This window comes from Pseudoalteromonas luteoviolacea NCIMB 1944, assembly GCF_001625565.1.
GTDB classification, from domain to species: domain Bacteria; phylum Pseudomonadota; class Gammaproteobacteria; order Enterobacterales; family Alteromonadaceae; genus Pseudoalteromonas; species Pseudoalteromonas luteoviolacea_F.
Window position 1 is genome coordinate 25,632 of sequence record NZ_AUXS01000032.1, and the last position, 21,628, is coordinate 47,259.

Below are 21,628 nucleotides of genomic sequence, written 5' to 3' on the forward strand. Positions count from 1 at the left end.
ATTGCTGGGCTTTTTTGTCAAAAAAGACACTGCTTTCACTCTCACTTCAGCAATCAACCCATTACATCAGATCCAACACAATATTAATCGCTCTAAATTATTCAGCCCAATTGACGTAACCAGCTATTTTTTCGTAAGCAACCTTCTTTTTGATGCCAAAATGCTCTTTCAAAGCTTGATTAAACAGCTGCTCACTGTCCAATATTGTCTCTATGGTTTCGTCTTGCGTGTCAATTTTTAACCTATTATTAAATAATATGTTTTTCCCATATTTTGTACGTTTTACCATCACTATATTCGATGTAAATAGAGAGCTAGAACCGGTAGAAGCAAAGTGATTGCCATACTCAATATCTCCCTCACAGACATAGCTCATGTCAAGGCTGTAAAGATTTTGCCAGCCATCTTCAATTTTACTTTGTAGCATCACACCAAAAGTAGTGTCTTTGACAAATCGAAAAACTTGTTTGTCGGTATCAAACTCCTGATCAAATATCAAAGGTAATGGCTTTCTCGGTGTATTAGCACCAAATCCTGCATCAACAACCCATTGCTGGTCATCTATTGACACTAAATTGACAAGGTGCCCACGACCTGTAGGCTTATCTGACAAATGAACTCTACCTAATGCTTGCGTCACCTCAAAACCAATGGTCTTTAATACTTGGTATAACAAGCCATTTAATTCATAGCAGTATCCTCCCCGCTGCTTGTCCACAAGCTTTTTAAATACATGCTCATTTGATAAGTCTATGGATTTACCATCAATAATGTCGAGGTTCTCAAAAGGAATGAACTCATGTTGTAATTGATGAATATGGAAAAGCGAATCAATATCCACAATCGCGTCAGTTTTAAGGTTAATTCTATTAAAATACTTTGCTAGTAATTCACTATTCATGGGTATACCTCTGCTTTATTACTGGATCTGGCTTAAACTGATAGGCTCAATGTCATTACTCTTAAACGAATTTAATAACTGAGTATTAAACTCATCACTCGTGACCGTGTTTGTTTCCAAATCAAAATTGTCATAAAAACTAGGAAGAGATATTGCGCCAATAAGGTTAGCACTGAAGCTACTAGCTGAAGATTGTGCTGATGATAACACTCTTTTTGCCCCTCCAGCACCCGGTGATGTGGCCAGCATGAGCACCTGCTTTTGCTGAAAAATATGCATGCCAACTCTCGATGTCCAGTCAAGCAAGTTTTTATAAGCGGCAGTATAAGAACTATTATATTCTGCGAATGAAACCACAATTAAGTCTGCCTCTGCTATTTTGTTGTAAAAGCAAGTTGCGAGCTCGGGTATACCAGACTCCTTCTCTCTATCTTCACTATAAATTGGCATTTCATAGTCATTGAGATCGATGAGAGAAATAGACGCGCCACTTACTTGTGAAGCCGCATAGAAAGCCAGTTTTTGATTTATTGATTTTTTACTATTGCTTGCACCAAATGCCAGTATATTCATTTAAAGCCCTCATTAATTAATCATTAGTTATCGATTTAAGTAGCAATTCTTTAAAGCCCTACATGCCTCAAACCGTGTAATGCAACTCTAAAACCTGAAGTTAAGTTGAGGTCAAGCACTTAAAATAACTTTTAGCTACAAGAGCAAAAAGCTAGAGAAAAACACGGACACTAACTGAGTCGTAACACAGTCAAATATGGCGACTCTGTAATACCTAGTAAAATAATTCGAAATTAATTTGAAGGTCTTAATAAATTACAGCGTAGATGTAAGCTCAAATAAAACACTATTATATTGCGATATGGTTTAGAGAAGGCGATTGCAGACATGCTAGTCAGATATAATACGACAACGGTCAGGTAAAAGAGATGCAAAGTACTTATTTTACCTGACCATCACGATTAATTATCCGCTGTGAGAAGTTGATTGTTTTCACTTTTTATCTGCTGAGCGTTTTTTGCAAGCAACATATAAACCGTCGGTAGCACAAATAGCGTGAACACTGTGCCTATCAACATACCAGCAACTAAAATAATCCCTATACTGTTTCTTGCTTCGGCACCGGCTCCAGAAACCAACACCAGAGGAAAATGACCCAACACGGTCGCTGCGGTTGTCATCATGATTGGCCTCAATCTAACCACAGCTCCTTCAATAATCGCCTCACTCTTGGACTTTCCTTGCGACAATAATTCATTTGCAAACTCTGTGATCAAGATGCCATTTTTTGCGATTAAACCAACCAATGTAATAAGTCCAATCTGGGCGTAGATATTCATACTTGTTAGATTGAAAAAGCTAAATGACATAGCGCCAGAGATCGCTAACGGCACTGACCCCAATAAAATCACCAATGGCGATCTAAAACTGTTAAATTGCACAGCTAGTACCAAGTAGACCACTAGAATGGCGACGCTCAATGTCGCTAAAAAGCTATTGCCTTGCTTTCTAAGCTGACGACTGTTTCCAGCATAATTTAGCGAATACCCATCGGGTAATATATTTCGAGCTTGTTCTTCAAGCGCTTGAAGTGCCTGCTCAGCCGTCACCCCGGGCGCCACTCCGCCAAGAATTCTAAATGCATTTTGCTGATTAAATTTCCCCCTTTGTCTTGGCCCAACCGCCTCTTTAAGCGCCGCAATTGAACTCAACTGGATCAAATCACCGCTGGGAAGTTTTATATGTAGTCCCAAAGCAGCTTCAGCGAAACGGCGGTCTTTATGTTCAACCATAGGTATGACACGGTATGCCCTACCGTCAGCATCAAAGCGATTCACCGCCTGCTCAGAAAGTAAAGATGACACTTGATTGACAACATTTGATACATCCAACCCCAAATCAGCCATTTGTTGATGATTAAATTCAAAATGTGCCAGCAAACGATCCACTTTTAAATCAGTATCTACAAAAAGAAACATGTTCGTTTCATATGCCGCGCCAACCAATTGATACGCATAATTCAACATTTCTTCATAACTATCTTGAGATTGCACCACTAGCTCCACATCAAACTGTCCAGCAGTTGGTAAAGGCATGGGCAAAACAGGAAATACTTTAATACCAGAAACCTGAGATAACTGCCCGTATATTGTCGGTAACATCGATTGAACTGACTCATCCCTTTGTTCAAAATCAACAAAGTTGATACCACTGAATGCATTACCTGGGCGTATAATTTGCCAAATAGCTTCAACCCCTTGGTTTTGACTCAAAGTATCAACGGCTTTAGACATATATTCAGTACCATAAGCCAACGTAGAAGCGGGAGGTGCATCCGAGACAATGTATACTGAACTTTGATCTTCAACAGGCGCTAACTCTTTTGCCGAGTACAAATAAAATGGCACCATCAAAGTGCTCAAGACAATTGATGCGAAAACGATTTGTACTTTATACCTAAAGCTTGCTTTTAATGCCTTGGCATACATCAATCCGAGTCTGTCAAAAAACTGGTTTACCCGTTTGGTGAAATTACTCTCTGCACCGCCTTCTTTGAGCACAAATGCGCTCATTACGGGAGATAAAGTGACCGCAACAATACCGGAAATGAAAACAGCGATTGCCAAGGTAAACGCAAACTCTTTAAACAAAGCGCCCGTGAGGCCCGAGACAAAGCCAATTGGCGCATACACTACGGCCAAAGTTATTGTCATTGCTACGATTGGTGAAAATAGCTCTTTGGAACTTATCAGCGCAGCGGCGAGACGAGATTTGCCTTGACGCATGTGTCTGGCAACATTTTCAACAACTACGATGGCATCGTCAACGACCAGTCCCACAGAGAGAACAATCGCTAAAATCGTCAGTAAATTAAGTGAAAAGCCCATCGCTAAAATCACAGCAATACTGCCTAGAATTGAAATGGGTATCGTCACTAAAGGAACAATCGCCGAGCGAAAAGATCCCATAAGAAACAGAATAACAATACCGACAAGCACCACAGTTTCCAGCAAGGTTGTAAAAATTTCCTGCAAGGCATCTCGCATATAAAGTGTACCGTCAAAGCTAATATTGATTTTGATGCCTTGCGGTAAACTTGCATTAATTTGCTCCAACTGTGCATACAGCGCATCACCGATTTCGATTTCATTCGCCCCCGGCAACGGATAAACAGACAGGTAAATGGTTTGGCGTTGGTTTATTCGAGCATCTACCCTGCCCCTATCTTCTCCTTTCTCTACCCTCGCTATATCAATTAACCGAATGAATCCGCCATCAAACTTTTTAATGATCATCATTTCAAAATCATTAACCGTTTTCATGGTTGCATTGCTTAAGAAATCTATCTCATGAGCATTATTTTTCGCACGACCTAACGAAGCGACTACGTTATTGCTTTTCATCGCTTCATATACTTCATTACTGCCAATGTTAAATGCGGCCATTTTTATCGGGTCTAGCCACACTCTCATCGCCGGGTTTCTTGCCCCTTCTAAATCTACTTTTTGAACACCATTAATACCCGATAGTAATGGCATGATTTTACGACTAAGAAAGTCAGTGAGTTCAGCTCGGCTCAGATTAGGTGCTTCAACATCTAAATAAAAGGTTGCACCGGGTCTGTCGACTCGAGAAACGGTAACAGCTGGGTCTTCCGCGCCTTCTGGAAGCTCAAACTTTATTTGGCTAAGCCTTGAATTGAGTTCAGCCATTGCGTCTGTGCTATTTTGATTCAGTTTAAGCCACGCTGTTACCGTAGATGAGCCTGCAATGGTAGTCGAGTCAACAAAATCAACGCCAGGAACCGTCATCGCGACCCGTTCAATGGGATCAGTTACAAACCCTTGCACGGTTTGCGCTGATACACCACTATATTGAGTAGAAATAACCAGTGAGGTGCTCTCAATCTTAGGAAACTGAGAAACGGAAATTTTAGTCGCGGCGAGTAGACCGCTTAATAAAATGACGACAGATAAGACAATCGCCAAGATTGGCTTTTTTACGAAAATTTCCATCTTATAGCTCCTTGTCCAACGGGATTGATTTACCAGCCAGAGCACTTGGTTGACTGACAATATTTACCAACACGCCATCAAACAACTTAAATGCACCAGGTGCTGCAACCAAACTGTTAGGTGCCACACTCGGCTTCAAAAATGTCACACCTTCATTCGCAGCAATAATTTCTACCTGTCGACGTTTAGCTCTGAATTGTTCGTTACCACCTGTAGGTATTAATTCGAAAATATATCCTCCTGAAACATCCCTTAGAACTGACATGTTAGGCACGCTAATAACATTGTCATATTGTCTCACCGGCACATGAACCGACAGGGCTTCATTTGCATCAACTTCCAAAGCAGAACGCCATACTTTCGCTCTGTACTTGCGGCTTCGGATCCCTGCTTGAAGCGCGTCTTCCACTGCGACAATACTTGCGTTTGCCTGTAATGGAGCCGTTGAATCTTCCACTTTTAGTAAATGAACTTCACTCCCTGCACTTAGCTTGTGATATGTCTGCGGAATATAAAAGTCGACCCACATATAACCGAGATCGCCAGTGACTGACACAACACGTGTATTGGCATCTAAAAACTCTCCCACTTTCGCTGAGTGGATACCCAATACACCGTCAAATGGCGCTGTGATTGTCTTTTTCCTAATTATGTTTTTGATTGCTTCTATTTCGGCTTCAATGACTACTAGGTTGGCCTGTGCGGTATCCAACTCTTCTTGGCTGATCGCTTGGTGAGCGCTAAGCGCTTTGACACGATTATAATTCGAAGACACTAGTTTCTTCTTAGCAATAGCAGCCTTGAGATTAGCTTGTTCGCTGCGAATATCTAATTGAATGATAACCTCGCCGCTTTTAACCCACTCTCCAGATGAATAGTTGACCGCTTTGATCACGCCTGATGTTTCGCTCAGCAGCACAACATGATCAGGCGCAACAGCATTGCCTATTACAGTAACGGACTGTGTATACATTGCCTTTTCAACTCGGGTAGCCTCCACGGTCTCGGAGTATTCCGGGGTGTTTGAAGCTGCTGCTAAAATAGCAGACATTTCAATCCATTTTATGTACCCCATGGTGCCTATTAGTGCAGCTATCATGACAACAGTTGCTATCCAAGCTCTTATTTTCATTCGTCAAACCTCTTTTAATGGATATCAATTCATAAAGTACGCGCACAATAAGACCTCAAGCTAAGTTGAGGTCAATAACGATATTGAAAAAATTAAAACCGGATTTTTTGTTTAGCGAGCTAGATAAAATTTAATGTTATGGGGGAGTTTGTACGCTTGCAAAAACACATACTTGATTGCTTTCTCGCGAGATTTGATAAAAAGCACCGTGACTGGACAATTGGAAACAATTGAAAACTTGATTGTTGGGCAGCTGCCAAAATGCCGCCAAAAGCGGTGCAGCGGATCCGGTTGCAGAATCTTCCTTGACCCCATATTGCGGTGCAAAATATCTAAAATATAAAGTGTTTGAGTGATTATCATCTCGTGTAGTAACAACAAGCGCTCTGCGCGTAGTTTGACAGTATTTATCTACTGCAAAATCAAACTTCAATAGACTATCTCTATTTGGTAACTGAGCTACAAAATAGCCATTTTCAGACTTCGTTTGCTTTAAATTTCTTACCTCTTGCCCAAAAATATTGTGCATATCATGCGTTAATGAGCTTATTCTCAGTTCAGGCTGAGGAAGAAACATAATATATTTACTTGAAGCCGTCCTTTTCACACAAATTGAGTGACTTACAGATTGAAAGTTTAGGGTCTCTTGTGAGCTATTCAGGAACGTTATCAATACATCTGCAGCTGCTAAAGTTCCATGACCACAAAATTGAATCTCACCATGGGGTGAAAACCAGCGAATTAAATGTGGGCCGTCAGGTTGAACAAATATAAAAACGGTTGCAGCCACCCCGTTTCGGATAGCAACCGATTGGAGGTACACATCATTGGTAAACTCTGCTAAGTTCACACACAGTTTTACATGAGCAGTATTTCCTTTATAACGGCCAGAGCAAAACACCTGACGAACAAAAACTGCATTCTTATGGGTGTCTTCAATGTGTTTTTTTAACAACGTATGTTCCCACCTAAAAATACTGTAATTGCTCGTCAAAGGTATATTCGCCAAAGGCTACTCAGCCTGTGTTACAAGCCATCTTTAACAACTTGCCACAGAGAATCAACGAAGTCATGCTGTTCATCCGAAAAATGCTTGGTGACTTTAAAGCCCGTTTGTTGACACAAACATTCAATATCACTTGGAGTGAATTTAAACGAGTACTCTAAATGAATGGCTTCATATGCATCGAAATGAAACGTTCGTTGCAACGCCTCTATATATACTTCCTGTTTTTCGGTTGATAACACGTAACTTTCCATAGCGCCCAAAATAGGGTTGTAAACGCCAAAGTGTTGAAACTTTTCCAACTGAAAGTTGCCACCCAGTTCTCTGTTGATGCGATGCAGTAAGTTGAGATTAAATTTTGCTGTAAGTCCAGCTCTATCGTTGTATGCTGCAGTGAGCTTATTCACGTCTTTTTTCAAATCGTAGCCGATCAGTATGTAATCTGATGCATTTAAGCTCATCCAAAGTTTTCTAAGAAATCCTTGGCTCTGCTCACGATTAAAATTACCAATATTAGAGCCTAAAAATAGCACCAACTGCTTGTTGCTCGATTGGCTCCTAACAAGCTTTAGCCCTTCAAAGTACTCTGCAACGACGCCATGAATCGATAGCTTGTCATCCGGTATGATGTTCTCTTGTAACATCACCATGGCTTTTTCTGAAATATCAATAGGGTAGAAATTTACTTTACAACCGCTTTGTAAAAAACCATCTATAATCAACTTACTTTTGTGACCATCCCCCACGCCAAGCTCAATAATATCAATTTCTTGTTCATCAACTAATTGTGCGAGCTGCCCGCTTATTCGGGTTAAAATTTCAACCTCTTTGGCAGTCAGGTAATAGTCTTCATGTTGAGTAATTTTCTGAAAAATTTCGCTCCCAATGTCGTCATAAAAGTACTTTGCTGACAAATGTTTTGGTGAAGCACTCAAGCCTGTCAATACCTCGATTGCCAGCTGGTCATCTTGCGTATTTTCACCGTGCGAGTCTTGCGTGAGTAATCTGAAGTGTGTCATTAAATATCCTTCGCTAATCTAATGCCTGAAAACATCCAGCGTTGATGGGGGGCAAAAAAGTTTCGGTAGCTATGGCGGTAATGATCACTGGGTGTAGCCACGCACCCACCTCTCAAAACAAACTGATTGCACATAAACTTACCATTGTATTCATTAAGCATGCCCTGATAGGGTTTGTAACCTGGGTAGCCCGAGTAGTGGCTTTTGCTCCAACACCAAACTTGCCCAAAAGGCATGTCACTCGATGTAGGATGAAAAATGTCTGCACTTTTTGCGCTTTGCTTTTTAATATTAGATATCCTCTCAAGATCAGAGCTAGCTGACAGGTAGATCTCTAGTTCCTGCTCCGTTGGCAGCCTCTTGCCTTTCCAGTTGGCAAACGCATCCGCTTCAAAATAACTAATATGTGTGACAGGAAGATTGAGCGCTAATGGCATTAATCCGTGCAGTGTGAACTCATACCATTCATTATCTATTTTTTGCCAATAAAGAGGGTGGACAATTTTATTGTCATTTGACCAATCCCACCCCAAACTCAGCCAAAGCTCAGCCCTGTCATAGCCGCCATCTTGAATAAAATCCAAGTATTCCCCATTTGTGACTAACTGTTCGCTCATGGCAAATGCATAGTTGTAGCTCTTATGCTTCGGTTTTTCATTGTCGTATGCAAAACAGCTCTCGGTTGCACCGATTTCGTACACACCTTCGTCAAATGAGTGCCAACGTGCTGTTTCAATGAGGGTATTGTCTAGAGAAGATTCACAAAATGTGGGAGATAGAGGGTTGCAACCCAAAATATATTTAATGTCCATGAGCAATAATTCCTGATGCTGTTGCTCATGATGCAGTCCTATTTCTAGTAAAGATAAGGTGGCTTCGTCTACTTCAACAGTCGATAAAAAGTTCACCAGCTGTTTATCTACATAATTTCGATAACTCATGATCTCACTGACGGTTGGCCTCGAAAGTTCACCCCGCTGACTTTGCAACCAATGTGCGCCAGCTGACTTGTAATAAGAGTTGAACAGCGTGCGATACCCTTGATGATATCTAGAGTAATCAACCCTGTGTTTTACTAGGATAATCTCTTCAAAAAACCATGTCGTATGCCCCAAATGCCATTTAGGTGGACTTACATCCGCAATGGGTTGAACTGTATAATCCTCAACCTCAAGTCTTTCACATAGCGCAGTTGAACGCGCTCGGATCCTGAGGTATTCCGCGATTAAATGTGTAATTTTGTTGTTCCTGCTCAGTTGCTGCTTACTCATAAGCTACCTAATTGAAAAGTCTGTTATGTGTCAATCGCCTATGAATTATTCTCTCGAACATACAGGCTTTGCTTCAATTCCTGTGTAAATTGTCGTCATCCCCCCGCTTGTGACTGTGTAAACACCCTACAGTGCAGTAAGTTAAGATTGTATAGCGATCGGCGGGTGTCAAGTTCATATCAGAAGAGATCACAAAATCACCAAATAAAGTCATTTCATTTTGTAACAACCATATGCATATCGCTTTAAAGGTATTATTCCTTACTACCCATAAAGCGTGTATGCCTGATGCAACTTAAATTATGTCCAACTGTATTTTTAGATTTGTTGCTGAGCTTTAAATATACCCAGTCATTAAAATTGATAGCTTGTAGAGATGCGTATTGCGCGCGGCTCACACTGTCATCGGAGAGATGGCAGGACTGAGCAAAAAGGAAATGGCGCTTAACTTAAAAGGTAAATCGGAAGAGTCAAAAACACAGTGTATATTAGAGTTTGTTAATCATATCCTCGAATCCCGCGGGCAAGTATATGATCTCGAGTTTATCAAGTTAAAAGAACTGAAACTAACAGATGCTGAGATAAGCGAAATTGTGGCGCACACCGCAATGAACATCTTTACAACTTACTACCATATGATTGCCAAAACGGAAATCGATTACCCACTTGTCAAGGCCCAAAATAAACAACTTGATAATTACTAACTACTGCCTGTCAAAGTTTACTTTTGATACTAATTCTAACCTACAGCCTGTGTACTGCTTAAAATTAAATGGGGTTAGGCTATTGGCCTAAAACTAATATGCAAAACAATCTCACAATACATTGCAAAACACAAAATCCAAATTCGCTATTTGGTTCAAATAGTCTTAAGTATTTGCTTCCACTACTGCTTTTAAACTCCTCTTTGGCATGGAGCCAAGTTGAAACATTAAACAAGCCGCCTCACTGGGATAGGCTAAAAGCCGCTCAGTGGCTCGACAACAGAGCACAGTGGTGGCTCGACTACCCAGTTCAACAAACGCCTACTGACCACAACGGTGCAGTGCAATGTAATGCCTGTCACACAACACACACTTACACACTCGTTCGTCCTAAGCTTATGCAAGGAACAGGACTGAATGAGCGCATATTTGATAACATACGTCGCCGCCTTGTTGCCGGCCCAGGCGTTGCGCCATGGTTTGTAAATCCTCCCGGCAGATTAACTCAGTCTCGTGGTAGTGAAGCGATTAATACCACTTACTTGCTCGCGATGAAAGAAGCCAGAGAAGGCGCTTTGCAACCTTCCCCTTTGTTAATTACCGCCTTCGAACGGCTTTGGCTTCATCAGCGCGCCGATGGCGGTTGGGATTGGTTTAACTTTACATACGAACCCCTAGCTTCAATAGAAGCACAGCATTTTGCAGCTTGTCAGGTTGCGGTTGCTATCGGCACCGCTCCTGGTTACTTTAATGAGAATGCACCACAAGCGCTTATAAATCGAGTAGATAAACTACGAAACTGGCTTAAAGCTAGTCGCAATCCAAATAATCTATTTGGAGAAGCTTGGTTGCTTTTTGCATCAACGAAATTGGAAGGGTTATTAACACCTCAAGAGCAAAATCAAATAATTGGTAAGTTGTTACAAAAACAAAATCGAGATGAAGTGAATAAAGGAAGTTGGATCCTATATGAGCTCAACGATTGGCGCTATAGTGAAAAAACAGCGCCAACCAAACCGAGAAAGCTGCACCCTGACGCGCGCAAGCCGGAAGCATATTCGACTGGTTTGATTGCCTATATTTTGATGCAGCCGGTGTTAAAAGTGACGATCCAAATATCATATCCGCCCTTAATTGGCTGCGTAACAATCAACAACCTGACGGCTCTTGGAGAACATACTCTATCAGTGTTAACCGAAGCAAAGACGATCCTGCCTATCTATTTTTATCTGATGAAGCAACCGCTTGGGCGTCACTCGCATTGCTCGAGGGGGAAAGGAGTTGAGATGATAGCGAACATGGTTTAGGCCCATAGATATTCATAGGCCTTGAAGGCGACTGACTGAAGTCGGTCGCCCTGCTAATCTTGCAGAGACACACGCCAGATTTAAATAAACTTTTTAATGATAAAGTCGACTTTAACGCGCTTAGCCTGCCCTAATATTTTTTGCACCGGTGCAGGGTAATCTTGCAAGGTTTCAATGTCATCAGGCCCACTTAACTTTCTGCAATGCGATAAAATCGCGTTTTTCTCATCGTCGATAAATGGCTTTAATACTTGATTTCTATCTTCAATTAAAATGCCATTTTCAATGTCTAGCCCCCATGCTCTTGGGTTTAAATTATGCCCAGTCATCAAATGAACTTGATTGTCTTGGTTGATACCTTTCAAATGAAATGAGTTGTCCCCATCTTTCCAAAGATAAACATTGAGCAACCCCTGCTCTATATACCTTTTTTGTGACTTTAAAAACTTGTGTAAGATTCGCTCATATAAATAAGGCAAAGCCCCAATGCGGCTGAATGGCTTATCTGGCGCAATATAAAAGTCATTTGCCGTCTTATCGCCAACGACAATGGTTATAGACTTACCTTGCTTGAGTAAACGGCGCAACGAACGAAGTAATGGAGCCGGAAAGTTGAAATAAGGCGTGTATAGGATCAACTCTTGTTCTGTTGTATCAAACAAGGTTTTAATCAATCTATTCAGCTTATTTGTTCTGCGTCCAAACCCTAGGAATGCACGAACATTTAAGTCTGTTGATTCGGTTGCCTTGGACATATCGTAATTGGCACGCTTCAGTGAACGCATTAACTTTTTCTGCGCCAATTTAATATCACTAAAAGGTGTTAAAGGCCGAGTGTCGATACGAGGGACCGCTTCTGAGCTTATTAGATGCTTTTCAATAAAGTCGGTAAAACTGTTAGCCAGCATCACATTTTCGATAAGGAAATAGCGATCAAGTCTATATCTGTCTTCTTGATGTAGATATACATCGTTAATACTCGCACCGCTGTACAGTACGGTATCGTCAATCACAAACCCTTTAAGGTGCAACACACCAAAAAGCTCTTTCGCTTTTACAGGCACACCGTAAACTTCTACATTAGAGTTAAACTTTTCCAAGTAATCACAGTACAAACGTGCATTTCCCTCGGACTTAGCTTCACCAATAAGACCTCTTTGTGCTCTGTGAAAGTCTACCAGTATTTTAATTTCTAACTCTGGATTCTGCAGTGACGCATTATGTAGCGCAGCCAATACGCCTTGGCCAGCAGTGTCATCTTGTAAATAAAGTGCTGCGATATAAATTCGCTGCTTTGCTTTACTGATCAGAGACAAAAGTTCACTGTGATAATGCTTAGCGTCTGTTAAGACTTTACAGCTGTCTGCTTGTAAAGCAAAGCCGGAGTTGTCCTGCCAAAATGCCATATACACCTTTTAATCTTGGGCTACTGATAATTTAGTAGCAAAAAAAATTCCTTCAAACATAACAAAAAAAAATAGAAAGGTCATGAAGATCCGACAATTTCAGCTTTGTTGGCTTACTTTTCCATCAAGTACACTATATTTGACAAGTTTAGAATTTCGAAATTTGCTTTATTTGATTTTTATTTTACTTCTGGGTTGATTTACTTAGAATCGGCATCATTGTAATGCTAATACTAAATTTTAGGATAGAAATTCATGAGTGAGAAGCACTGTAAACTATTGATCCTTGGCTCTGGCCCTGCTGGTTACACTGCGGCTGTTTATGCAGCGCGTGCAAACTTAAACCCGGTTTTAATCACGGGTATGCAGCAAGGTGGTCAGCTTACAACAACAACTGAAGTAGAAAACTGGCCTGGTGATGCACACGGTTTAACAGGACCTGCTCTAATGGAGCGTATGAAAGAACATGCGGAGCGCTTTGAAACAGAGATCATTTTTGACCATATTAATAAAGTAGATGTGACAAAGCGTCCATTTACACTAACAGGTGATCAAGGTACTTATACTTGTGATGCTCTAATCATCGCAACTGGCGCATCTGCAAAGTACTTAGGTCTAGAGTCTGAAACAGCCTTCCAAGGCCGCGGTGTTTCTGCTTGTGCAACATGTGATGGCTTTTTCTACAGAGGCCAAAAAGTTGCTGTAGTAGGTGGTGGTAACACTGCAGTTGAAGAAGCACTATACCTTTCAAACATCGCAGATGAAGTACACGTTATTCACCGCAGAGACAGCTTCCGCAGTGAAAAAATCTTATCTGACCGCCTAATGGAAAAAGCGAAAAACGGAAATGTTGTTCTTCACTTCGACCGTACGTTAGACGAAGTACTGGGTGATGACATGGGTGTTACTGGCATCAGAATCAAAGACACTCAATCAGACGCAACTGAAGACCTAGATCTAGCTGGTGTGTTCATTGCAATCGGTCATAAGCCAAACACCGACATGTTTGCAGGCCAGCTTGAAATGAAAGATGGATATTTAGTTGTTGAATCAGGCTTAAACGGCAATGCGACGCAAACAAGTGTTGAAGGTGTATTTGCTGCTGGTGATGTTTCAGATCATATCTACCGCCAAGCAATTACTTCTGCGGGCACAGGTTGTATGGCTGCACTAGATGCTGAGCGTTATTTAGATAACCTAAAATAATGCCACCGCACGCCATAAATCATGGCGTGCTTCACCCCTTAATTTGCTAAACTTGTCTTAGCGAACTTTTGACACAAAACTAAAGTCACTTATGACACAACAGCTGTTTCACCTATCGCCAACTGATTACATCTTTCCACCTTGCCACTTTGCATTAAAAGAACCTGATGGCCTATTGGCTATTGGCGGCTGCCTGAACACATTAAGATTAAAAAAAGCTTACCAGCAAGGTATTTTTCCTTGGTTTAATGAGCGAGAACCCATAATGTGGTGGTCACCTAGCGAGCGAGGTATATTGGCGTTAGAAGATTTTCATATTGGTCGCACCTTAAAAAAGGCTAAAAATAGACTCAACCCCCGAGTGACCATAAATCATGCCTTTGAGCAGGTGATTTCCCAGTGTCGTACCCAAAGGCTCAATGAAGAAGGGACATGGATAAACAAAAGTATGCTTAAAGCATATTGCCAAGCACATAAAGAAGGGTTCGCTCACAGTGTAGAGGTGTGGGTAGATAACCAACTCGTTGGTGGGTTATATGGCATTATGGTCTCTGGCGTATTTTGCGGTGAATCAATGTTTCACAACCTGCCAAACACGTCTAAGTTGGCCATGTGGGCGCTGGTGAATTGGCTTAAAAAGCACAATGCTCACTTTATTGATTGCCAGCTCGATAACCCTTACTTAAGCTCTATGGGCGCAAAAGTCATTCCTAGAGAAGAATTTTTGACTAAACTAAAAGAAGCAAGTGACTATCACCCTGCAAGCACCATGTGGCTACCACAAGACATAGGGGCAATATATGACTGAACACTTTCCTTCTAAAATAGGCCTCAGTCAACAATTTGATTGCAGCTATCTGCCAGACAGAAAAGAGCAACTGCTCGTAATATTGGATAACGAATGCTATACGGCACCTCGGTTTGAGGCGCTATTATCTCTGGGATTTAGGCGTAGCGGAGATCAAATCTATCGCCCCCACTGTCCTATGTGTAGCGCATGCCAGTCCGTCAGGGTACTTGCAAAAGAATATGTGCCTTCCAAATCACAAAAACGTAAATACAAAAAGATAGATAGTAACTTTTCAGTCAAAGTAAGCTATCAAGAGAAGGAAAATTACTTTCCGCTGTATGAAAAGTACATCAACCAAAGGCACAGTGATGGCACAATGTTTCCGCCAAATAGATTACAGTATGAAAGCTTTCTGTTTTGTCGTTGGATGCCGATTTCATTTATTGAACTTTGGCATGAGAAAAAGCTCGTTGCCGTCGCTGTAACCGATACTATGCCTAATGCGTTATCTGCGATCTACACTTTTTTTGACCCGGATTACGAACACTTAAGTTTAGGCACTATCATGATAATGGCGCAGCTTAACCTCGCGCATTCTGAAAATAAGGATTTTGTATATTTAGGTTACCAAATAGACGAATGTAAAAAAATGCGCTACAAAAAGCAGTTTGCGCCAGCTCAACAGCTTAAAGAAGATACTTGGACAAATATTTAAGTTACTAATTTAAGCTCTTACCTTTACTTATTGTGTGCTTTTGGGCAAAATCTCCAACGATAAACTTATATAGAGGTGATACGCTCCAAATGGCGAAAGAAGACGTTATTGAAATGCAAGGCACGGTCCTTGAAACATTACCAAATACAATGTTCCGTGTTGAATTAGAAAATGGTCACGTTGTTGTGGCACATATTTCTGGTAAGATGCGCAAAAACTACATCCGTATTTTAACAGGTGACAAAGTCACTGTAGAGTTAACTCCTTACGACTTAAGTAAGGGACGCATCGTTTTCCGTGCGCGTTAATTCTACCGTCTCGCCAGCATCTATTTGATGCTATAAGACGTATGTAGCAAAAAACCTAGCCAATTGGCTAGGTTTTTTGCTTGTACACTGTCTTTATTGAACCAGCCAGCTACGCCAGCCGATCCTAAGACTTTAAAAGTTAGCGATTGTTATGCAGAAACTAACTCCTGCTCAAAATCAAACTCCAAAGCATTGCCTTTCACAGTCACTTTCACGTTACCGCCGTCAATTAAAGAACCAAACAGGATTTCATTTGCCAACGGTTTTTTAAGGTTGTCTTGAATAACGCGTGCCATCGGACGTGCACCCATTGCTTTGTCATAGCCAATGTCAGCTATCCAATCTCTCGCTTCGTTAGTCAGCTCTAAGTTAACAGACTTTTTGTCTAATTGAGCTTGCAGCTCAACAATGAACTTATCAACAACCTGCAAAATAACTTCTTTTTCGAGGTGATTAAACCAAATGATATTGTCCAACCTGTTTCTAAATTCAGGTGTAAATACCTTGTTGATTTCAATCATCGCGTCATGAGAGTGATCTTGCTGTTGGAATCCAATCGATTTTCTCACTGTCTCTTGAACACCTGCATTTGTTGTCATAACAAAAATCACGTTTCGGAAATCAGCTTTACGACCATTGTTGTCTGTCAGCGTACCATGATCCATCACTTGTAAAAGTATGTTGTAAATATCAGGGTGGGCTTTTTCAATCTCATCTAACAATACAACAGCATGAGGATGTTTAATGACTGAGTCGGTCAACAAACCGCCTTGCTCAAAGCCAACATAGCCAGGAGGCGCGCCAATCAAACGGCTCACAGCATGTCGCTCAGAGTATTCAGACATATCAAAACGTATAAACTCAATGCCCATACATTTAGCGAGCTGCTTAGTCACTTCTGTTTTACCAACTCCAGTCGGGCCAGCAAATAAGAAAGATCCAATTGGCTTTTCTTCATTCGCAAGGCCAGAGCGTGATAAACGAATAGCCGATGTAAGCGCATCAATAGACTCATCTTGACCAAACACAAGCATTTTCAGATTTCTATCAAGATTTTTAAGTACTTCTTTATCGCTTGATGACACATTTTGCTGCGGAATACGTGCAATTTTTGAAACAATTTGCTCGATGTCAGCAACGCCTATGGTCTTTTTACGCCTAGACATAGGTAATAAACGTTGATTTGCACCCGCTTCATCAATTACGTCTATCGCCTTGTCAGGCAAATGGCGCTCATTGATATATTTTGCGCTCAATTCAGCTGCGGCTTTCAGCGCTTTTTGGGTGTAGCGAATACCATGATGTTCTTCGTAACGTTCTTTTAAGCCGTACAGGATCTTGGCCGTGTCAGCAACACTAGGCTCGACTACGTCAATTTTTTGGAAGCGACGAACCAGCGCTCTGTCCTTCTCAAAAATGTTCTTAAATTCAGAATAAGTTGTTGAGCCCAAACAGCGCAGCTTACCACTGGAAAGCAGCGGTTTAATTAAATTCGACGCATCCATTACCCCACCAGATGCAGCACCCGCACCGATAATTGTATGAATTTCGTCAATAAATAAAATGGCGTTCGGTTTGGCTTGCAGTTCTTTTAAAAGTGCTTTAAAACGCTTTTCAAAATCCCCTCGGTATTTAGTACCAGCAAGCAATGCGCCCATATCAAGAGAATAGACTACTGCATCTTCGATGACTTCTGGTACTTGATCATTCACGATACGATACGCCAACCCTTCAGCAATGGCAGTTTTACCTACCCCAGCCTCTCCAACAAGTAATGGGTTATTTTTCTTACGGCGACATAGCACTTGGATGGTTCTTTCAACTTCTTGATCGCGACCAACTAAGGGGTCTATTTGCCCCGCTTTAGCCAGTACATTGAGGTTTGCAGTAAAGTTTTCAAGCTTGGTTTTTTCGTCGCTTTGTACTTCTGCTCCCTCTTCGTTGATATCCTCATGCTCTTCTGGCTCAGGATCATCGTCCGATTTTGAAATACCGTGACTAATAAAATTAACGATGTCTAATCGACTGACATCTGCTTTTTTGAGTAAATATACAGCTTGGCTCTCTTGCTCTGAGAAAATAGCTACCAAAACATTGACGCCAGTTACTTCGTTTCTACCTGAAGACTGCACATGAAACACTGCTCTTTGTAATACACGCTGAAATCCAAGCGTTGGTTGAGTCTCCCGGTCTTCCTCTAACTCAGGAATAATTGGCGTTGTTTCATCAATAAACTCTGACAGTTCCCTTTTAAGGTTGTCAGTATCTACGCTACAGGCATTAAGCGCTTCACTTGCCGAAGGATTATCGATTAGGGCAAGTAATAAATGCTCCACCGTCATAAATTCATGACGACGAGTACGAGCTTCACGAAACGCGGTGTTAAGTGTAATTTCTAAATCTTTATTTAGCATTGGCAACCCCCAACGAGAATAAATAAGGTCATTCTTGCTCACAGCTACACAGGAGCGGATGCTCATGATCGCGAGCGTATCTGTTCACCTGCTCAGCCTTTGTATGGGCTATGTCTGCAGGATACATTCCACATACCGCTTTTCCCTCGTGATGTACTTTCAACATCACTTCAGTTGCTCTTTCGCTATCCATGTTGAAAAAAGTCATTAACACTTCGATGACGAAATCCATCGGCGTGTAATCATCATTGTTTAAAATTACTTTGTACTTTTTCGGTGGTTGAAGTTTTTGCTTCTCTAGGTCTTTGACCTCTTCCAACACACCTGAATCTTTTATCCCACTCATAATTAAATATAGTCTTGTCTTATATACTCAAGCAAACTTGAATTAAAAAATAAATAAAATGTTAAAAAACTGCACTAAAAAACTTGACTGTATGGTTATTTAAACTACATTCTAGTCCTAGTTGTTCATGTTATGGACAGCTTAGCAAATTTCAAAGGTTAGATTAACTTAATTAGTCAACTTATAGAAGGATGTAGAAGTATGGCTTGCGGAAAAGTCAAATGGTTTAACAACGCCAAAGGGTTTGGTTTCATCGTAGAAGACGGCAGTGACGAAGATATCTTTGCACATTACTCGACGATTGTAATGGATGGATACAAGACGCTTAAAGCTGGTCAAGATGTAACATTCGAGCTACAGGAAGGGCCTAAGGGCTTACATGCTACTAATATTGCACCGAAAGTTGGTGAAATGGCATAGCAAATTCTCAAGGCTCTAAAAGCGAGCTACGCAAGTTGCTCGCTTCATCTCTTTTTTCTCACTATAAATCCCCCTTGTAACATATTTTTCTATATCTTAAGTAAATTGCATTAGCAGCATTCCGATTAGATTGGTACAATCCCTGCCGATGTCCAGGTCTGTTAGTTATTTCTATTCCCTAACTTCAGTAGGAATAACTAACAAACTTGCTAATTACAAAGAGATTAAGCTTTTTATTTAAAGCTAATTTTTTTGTCACTCAATCGTCAAAATAACGTTGGGTAACAAAAGTTAGCAAGATCTTGCTTATTGTTGAACGGTCTAATTGACCCAAAACTATCTAGGAATGATGATGACATCAAAAATTATTTATACAAAAACCGATGAAGCACCAGCTTTAGCAACTTATTCTTTGCTGCCTGTGATCCAAGCTTACACAAAAGCAGCTGGTGTTGAAGTAGAAACAAGAGATATCTCTTTAGCTGGTCGTGTGATCGCTAACTTCCCTGAGTTTCTTACTGAAGAACAAAGAATCGCAGACGCCCTGTCTGAGCTAGGCGAACTTGCTAAGACGCCAGAAGCAAATATCATCAAATTACCTAATATCAGTGCTTCAATCCCTCAACTTAAAGCAACGATTAAAGAGCTACAAGAGAAAGGCTACGCACTACCTGATTACCCAGAAGAGCCGAAAGATGACAAAGAAGCTGCTATCAAAGCAACTTACGATAAGATCAAAGGTAGCGCGGTAAACCCAGTACTACGTGAAGGTAACTCAGACCGTCGTGCACCTGGTTCTGTTAAGGCATACGCACAGAAAAACCCACATTCAATGGGCGCTTGGTCTGCTGACTCTCAATCTTATGTAGCAAGCATGAGCGAAGGTGACTTCTTCGGTTCAGAACAATCTACAACAGTAGCAGAAGCAACTGATGTACGTATTGAACACGTTGCAGCTGACGGTACCGTGAACGTATTGAAGCAAAGCACTCCACTACTAGCTGGCGAAATCATTGATGCTTCTCGCATGAGTGTTAGCGCACTTCGCAGCTTCCTTGAAGCTGAGGTAGAGGCTGCTAAAGAAAAAGGCGTACTTTTCTCTCTTCACATGAAAGCAACCATGATGAAGGTTTCTGACCCAATCATCTTTGGCCACGCGGTAAAAGTATTCTACAAAGAAGTTTTCGCAAAGCATGGCGAAACTTTCGAGCAACTAGGTGTTGACGTAAACAACGGTATTGGTGACGTTTACAACAAACTTGCTAAATTAGATGATGCAAAACGCGCAGAAATCGAAGCTGATCTAGCAGCTGTATACGACGTTCGCCCAAGCATCGCAATGGTTGACTCTGATCGTGGTATCACTAACTTACACGTTCCAAGTGACGTTATCATTGATGCATCTATGCCTGCGGCAATCCGTACAAGCGGCCAAATGTGGAACGCTGATGGTAAGCAACAAGACACTAGCTTTGTGATCCCAGATCGTTGTTACTCTGGTGTTTACCAAGCAACAATTGACTTCTGTAAAGAGCATGGCGCATTCGACCCTCGTACTATGGGTACTATCCCTAACGTTGGTCTTATGGCACAAAAAGCAGAAGAATACGGTTCGCACGACAAAACGTTTGAAGCACCTTCAAACGGTGTGATCCGCGTTGTTGACCAAGCTAATAACGTGCTTCTTCAACACAACGTTGAGCAAGGCGATATTTGGCGTATGTGTCAGGTTAAAGATGCACCTATCAAAGACTGGGTGAAGCTAGCAGTTAACCGTTCTCGCGCATCTAACACACCTGCTGTATTCTGGTTAAATGAAGCGCGTGCACACGACGCTGAGCTAATCAAGAAAGTTAATGCATACCTGCCAGAGCACGACACAGATGGCTTAGACATCCGTATTCTTGCACCTGTTGAAGCGACTGAGTTCTCACTTGCGCGTATGAAAGACAGCCAAGACACAATTTCAGTAACTGGTAACGTATTACGTGACTACCTAACTGACTTATTCCCAATCCTTGAGCTTGGCACAAGTGCGAAAATGCTTTCTATCGTTCCACTAATGAACGGCGGTGGCTTATTCGAGACTGGTGCTGGTGGTTCTGCGCCTAAGCACGTTCAACAATTCGAAAAAGAAAACCACTTACGTTGGGACTCTTTAGGTGAATTCCTTGCACTAGCTGCTTCTCTAGAGCACCTAAGCCAAGTAACTAACAACCCTAAAGCGCAAGTACTTGCTGATACACTAGACGCAGCAACAGGTAAATTCCTTGATGAGAACAAATCACCTTCTCGTAAGGTAAATGAGCTAGATAACCGTGGTAGCCACTTCTATCTTTCTCTTTACTGGGCACAAGAGCTTGCTGCTCAAGGTACTGACGCTGAGCTTAAAGCTAAATTCGAAGCAGTTGCAAAACAACTTACCGAGAATGAAGCTGCTATCGTGGCTGAACTGAATGACGTTCAAGGCCAAGCGATGGATGTAGAAGGTTACTTCCAGCCAAACGACGAAAAAGCGTTTGCTGCAATGCGTCCAAGCAAATTATTTAACGATGCATTAAACCTAATCGCATAAGTTAAATAAACTCAATTATAAAGGCAGCAATATGCTGCCTTTTTTCGTATTCATGCTGAAGTAGCTGCTCATATTTGCTA

Annotated in this window: 18 protein-coding genes; 8 read left to right on the forward strand and 10 right to left on the reverse strand. The window is 41.4% G+C overall.

Annotation, left to right across the window (positions count from 1 at the left end; translation table 11 throughout):
* Window positions 1-97: 97 nt before the first annotated feature.
* The 7 genes from N483_RS11565 to egtB all read right to left on the reverse strand — a co-directional run bounded on the left by N483_RS11565 (window position 98) and on the right by egtB (window position 9,357).
* Window positions 98-901, reverse strand: coding sequence for an arylamine N-acetyltransferase family protein (locus tag N483_RS11565; protein WP_023401694.1), 804 nt, complete (start codon window positions 899-901; stop codon window positions 98-100).
* An 18-nt stretch (window positions 902-919) separates the two neighbouring features.
* Complete coding sequence (locus tag N483_RS11570; RefSeq protein ID WP_023401693.1) at window positions 920-1,474, reverse strand: NAD(P)H-dependent oxidoreductase; 555 nt, start codon at window positions 1,472-1,474, stop codon at window positions 920-922.
* A 401-nt stretch (window positions 1,475-1,875) separates the two neighbouring features.
* The gene (locus tag N483_RS11575; RefSeq protein ID WP_023401692.1) at window positions 1,876-4,929 is read right to left on the reverse strand and encodes an efflux RND transporter permease subunit; all 3,054 of its coding nucleotides are present in this window, start codon (window positions 4,927-4,929) and stop codon (window positions 1,876-1,878) included.
* Window position 4,930: 1 nt separating this feature from the next.
* Window positions 4,931-6,061, reverse strand: a complete 1,131-nt coding sequence (locus N483_RS11580; protein ID WP_023401691.1) for an efflux RND transporter periplasmic adaptor subunit — start codon at window positions 6,059-6,061, stop codon at window positions 4,931-4,933.
* Between the two features lie 136 nt (window positions 6,062-6,197).
* Window positions 6,198-7,016 carry a PhzF family phenazine biosynthesis protein gene (locus N483_RS11585; protein ID WP_036977245.1) on the reverse strand — a complete coding sequence of 273 codons (819 nt, stop codon included), beginning with the start codon at window positions 7,014-7,016 and terminating at the stop codon, window positions 6,198-6,200.
* Window positions 7,017-7,087: 71 nt separating this feature from the next.
* Window positions 7,088-8,086 (reverse strand): L-histidine N(alpha)-methyltransferase, encoded by a 999-nt coding sequence (locus tag N483_RS11590; protein ID WP_023401689.1) that lies wholly within the window; start codon window positions 8,084-8,086, stop codon window positions 7,088-7,090.
* Window positions 8,086-9,357, reverse strand: coding sequence for an ergothioneine biosynthesis protein EgtB (gene egtB / locus N483_RS11595; RefSeq protein WP_023401688.1), 1,272 nt, complete (start codon window positions 9,355-9,357; stop codon window positions 8,086-8,088). The genes N483_RS11590 and egtB overlap by 1 nt, the downstream gene beginning before the upstream one ends.
* A 383-nt stretch (window positions 9,358-9,740) precedes the next feature.
* On the opposite strand from egtB, the gene N483_RS11600 reads away from it, so the two are divergent.
* Window positions 9,741-10,061, forward strand: a complete 321-nt coding sequence (locus N483_RS11600) for a hypothetical protein (protein WP_155735411.1) — start codon at window positions 9,741-9,743, stop codon at window positions 10,059-10,061.
* A gap of 98 nt (window positions 10,062-10,159) precedes the next feature.
* On the forward strand, window positions 10,160-11,368 hold the full coding sequence (locus tag N483_RS11605; protein WP_036977244.1) for a hypothetical protein: 1,209 nt from the start codon (window positions 10,160-10,162) through the stop codon (window positions 11,366-11,368).
* An 80-nt stretch (window positions 11,369-11,448) separates the two neighbouring features.
* Here the strand turns inward: N483_RS11605 and pssA are convergent, their stop codons facing one another.
* Window positions 11,449-12,774, reverse strand: coding sequence for a CDP-diacylglycerol--serine O-phosphatidyltransferase (pssA, locus tag N483_RS11610; protein WP_023401685.1), 1,326 nt, complete (start codon window positions 12,772-12,774; stop codon window positions 11,449-11,451).
* Window positions 12,775-13,029: 255 nt separating this feature from the next.
* Between pssA and trxB the strand changes: the two genes are divergently transcribed.
* From trxB to infA, 4 genes are all read left to right on the forward strand, one after another.
* Window positions 13,030-13,980, forward strand: coding sequence for a thioredoxin-disulfide reductase (gene trxB, locus N483_RS11615; RefSeq protein WP_023401684.1), 951 nt, complete (start codon window positions 13,030-13,032; stop codon window positions 13,978-13,980).
* Between the two features lie 91 nt (window positions 13,981-14,071).
* A complete protein-coding gene (aat, locus tag N483_RS11620; protein WP_023401683.1) occupies window positions 14,072-14,788 on the forward strand; it encodes a leucyl/phenylalanyl-tRNA--protein transferase in 717 nt (238 codons plus the stop codon).
* On the forward strand, window positions 14,781-15,485 hold the full coding sequence (locus tag N483_RS11625; RefSeq protein ID WP_023401682.1) for an arginyltransferase: 705 nt from the start codon (window positions 14,781-14,783) through the stop codon (window positions 15,483-15,485). Before aat ends, N483_RS11625 begins: the two co-directional genes overlap by 8 nt.
* An 89-nt stretch (window positions 15,486-15,574) precedes the next feature.
* Window positions 15,575-15,793, forward strand: a complete 219-nt coding sequence (infA, locus tag N483_RS11630; protein ID WP_023401681.1) for a translation initiation factor IF-1 — start codon at window positions 15,575-15,577, stop codon at window positions 15,791-15,793.
* A 149-nt stretch (window positions 15,794-15,942) separates the two neighbouring features.
* Here the strand turns inward: infA and clpA are convergent, their stop codons facing one another.
* A complete protein-coding gene (gene clpA, locus N483_RS11635; RefSeq protein ID WP_023401680.1) occupies window positions 15,943-18,207 on the reverse strand; it encodes an ATP-dependent Clp protease ATP-binding subunit ClpA in 2,265 nt (754 codons plus the stop codon).
* A 28-nt stretch (window positions 18,208-18,235) separates the two neighbouring features.
* Complete coding sequence (gene clpS / locus N483_RS11640) at window positions 18,236-18,553, reverse strand: ATP-dependent Clp protease adapter ClpS (protein ID WP_023401679.1); 318 nt, start codon at window positions 18,551-18,553, stop codon at window positions 18,236-18,238.
* Window positions 18,554-18,754: 201 nt separating this feature from the next.
* Between clpS and cspD the strand changes: the two genes are divergently transcribed.
* Window positions 18,755-18,973: a cold shock domain-containing protein CspD gene (cspD, locus tag N483_RS11645; RefSeq protein ID WP_023401678.1), complete on the forward strand. Its 219-nt coding sequence runs from the start codon at window positions 18,755-18,757 to the stop codon at window positions 18,971-18,973.
* A 352-nt stretch (window positions 18,974-19,325) separates the two neighbouring features.
* Entirely contained in the window at window positions 19,326-21,548 is a 2,223-nt protein-coding gene (locus tag N483_RS11650; protein WP_023401677.1) for an NADP-dependent isocitrate dehydrogenase, read from the forward strand.
* Window positions 21,549-21,628 lie beyond the last annotated feature (80 nt).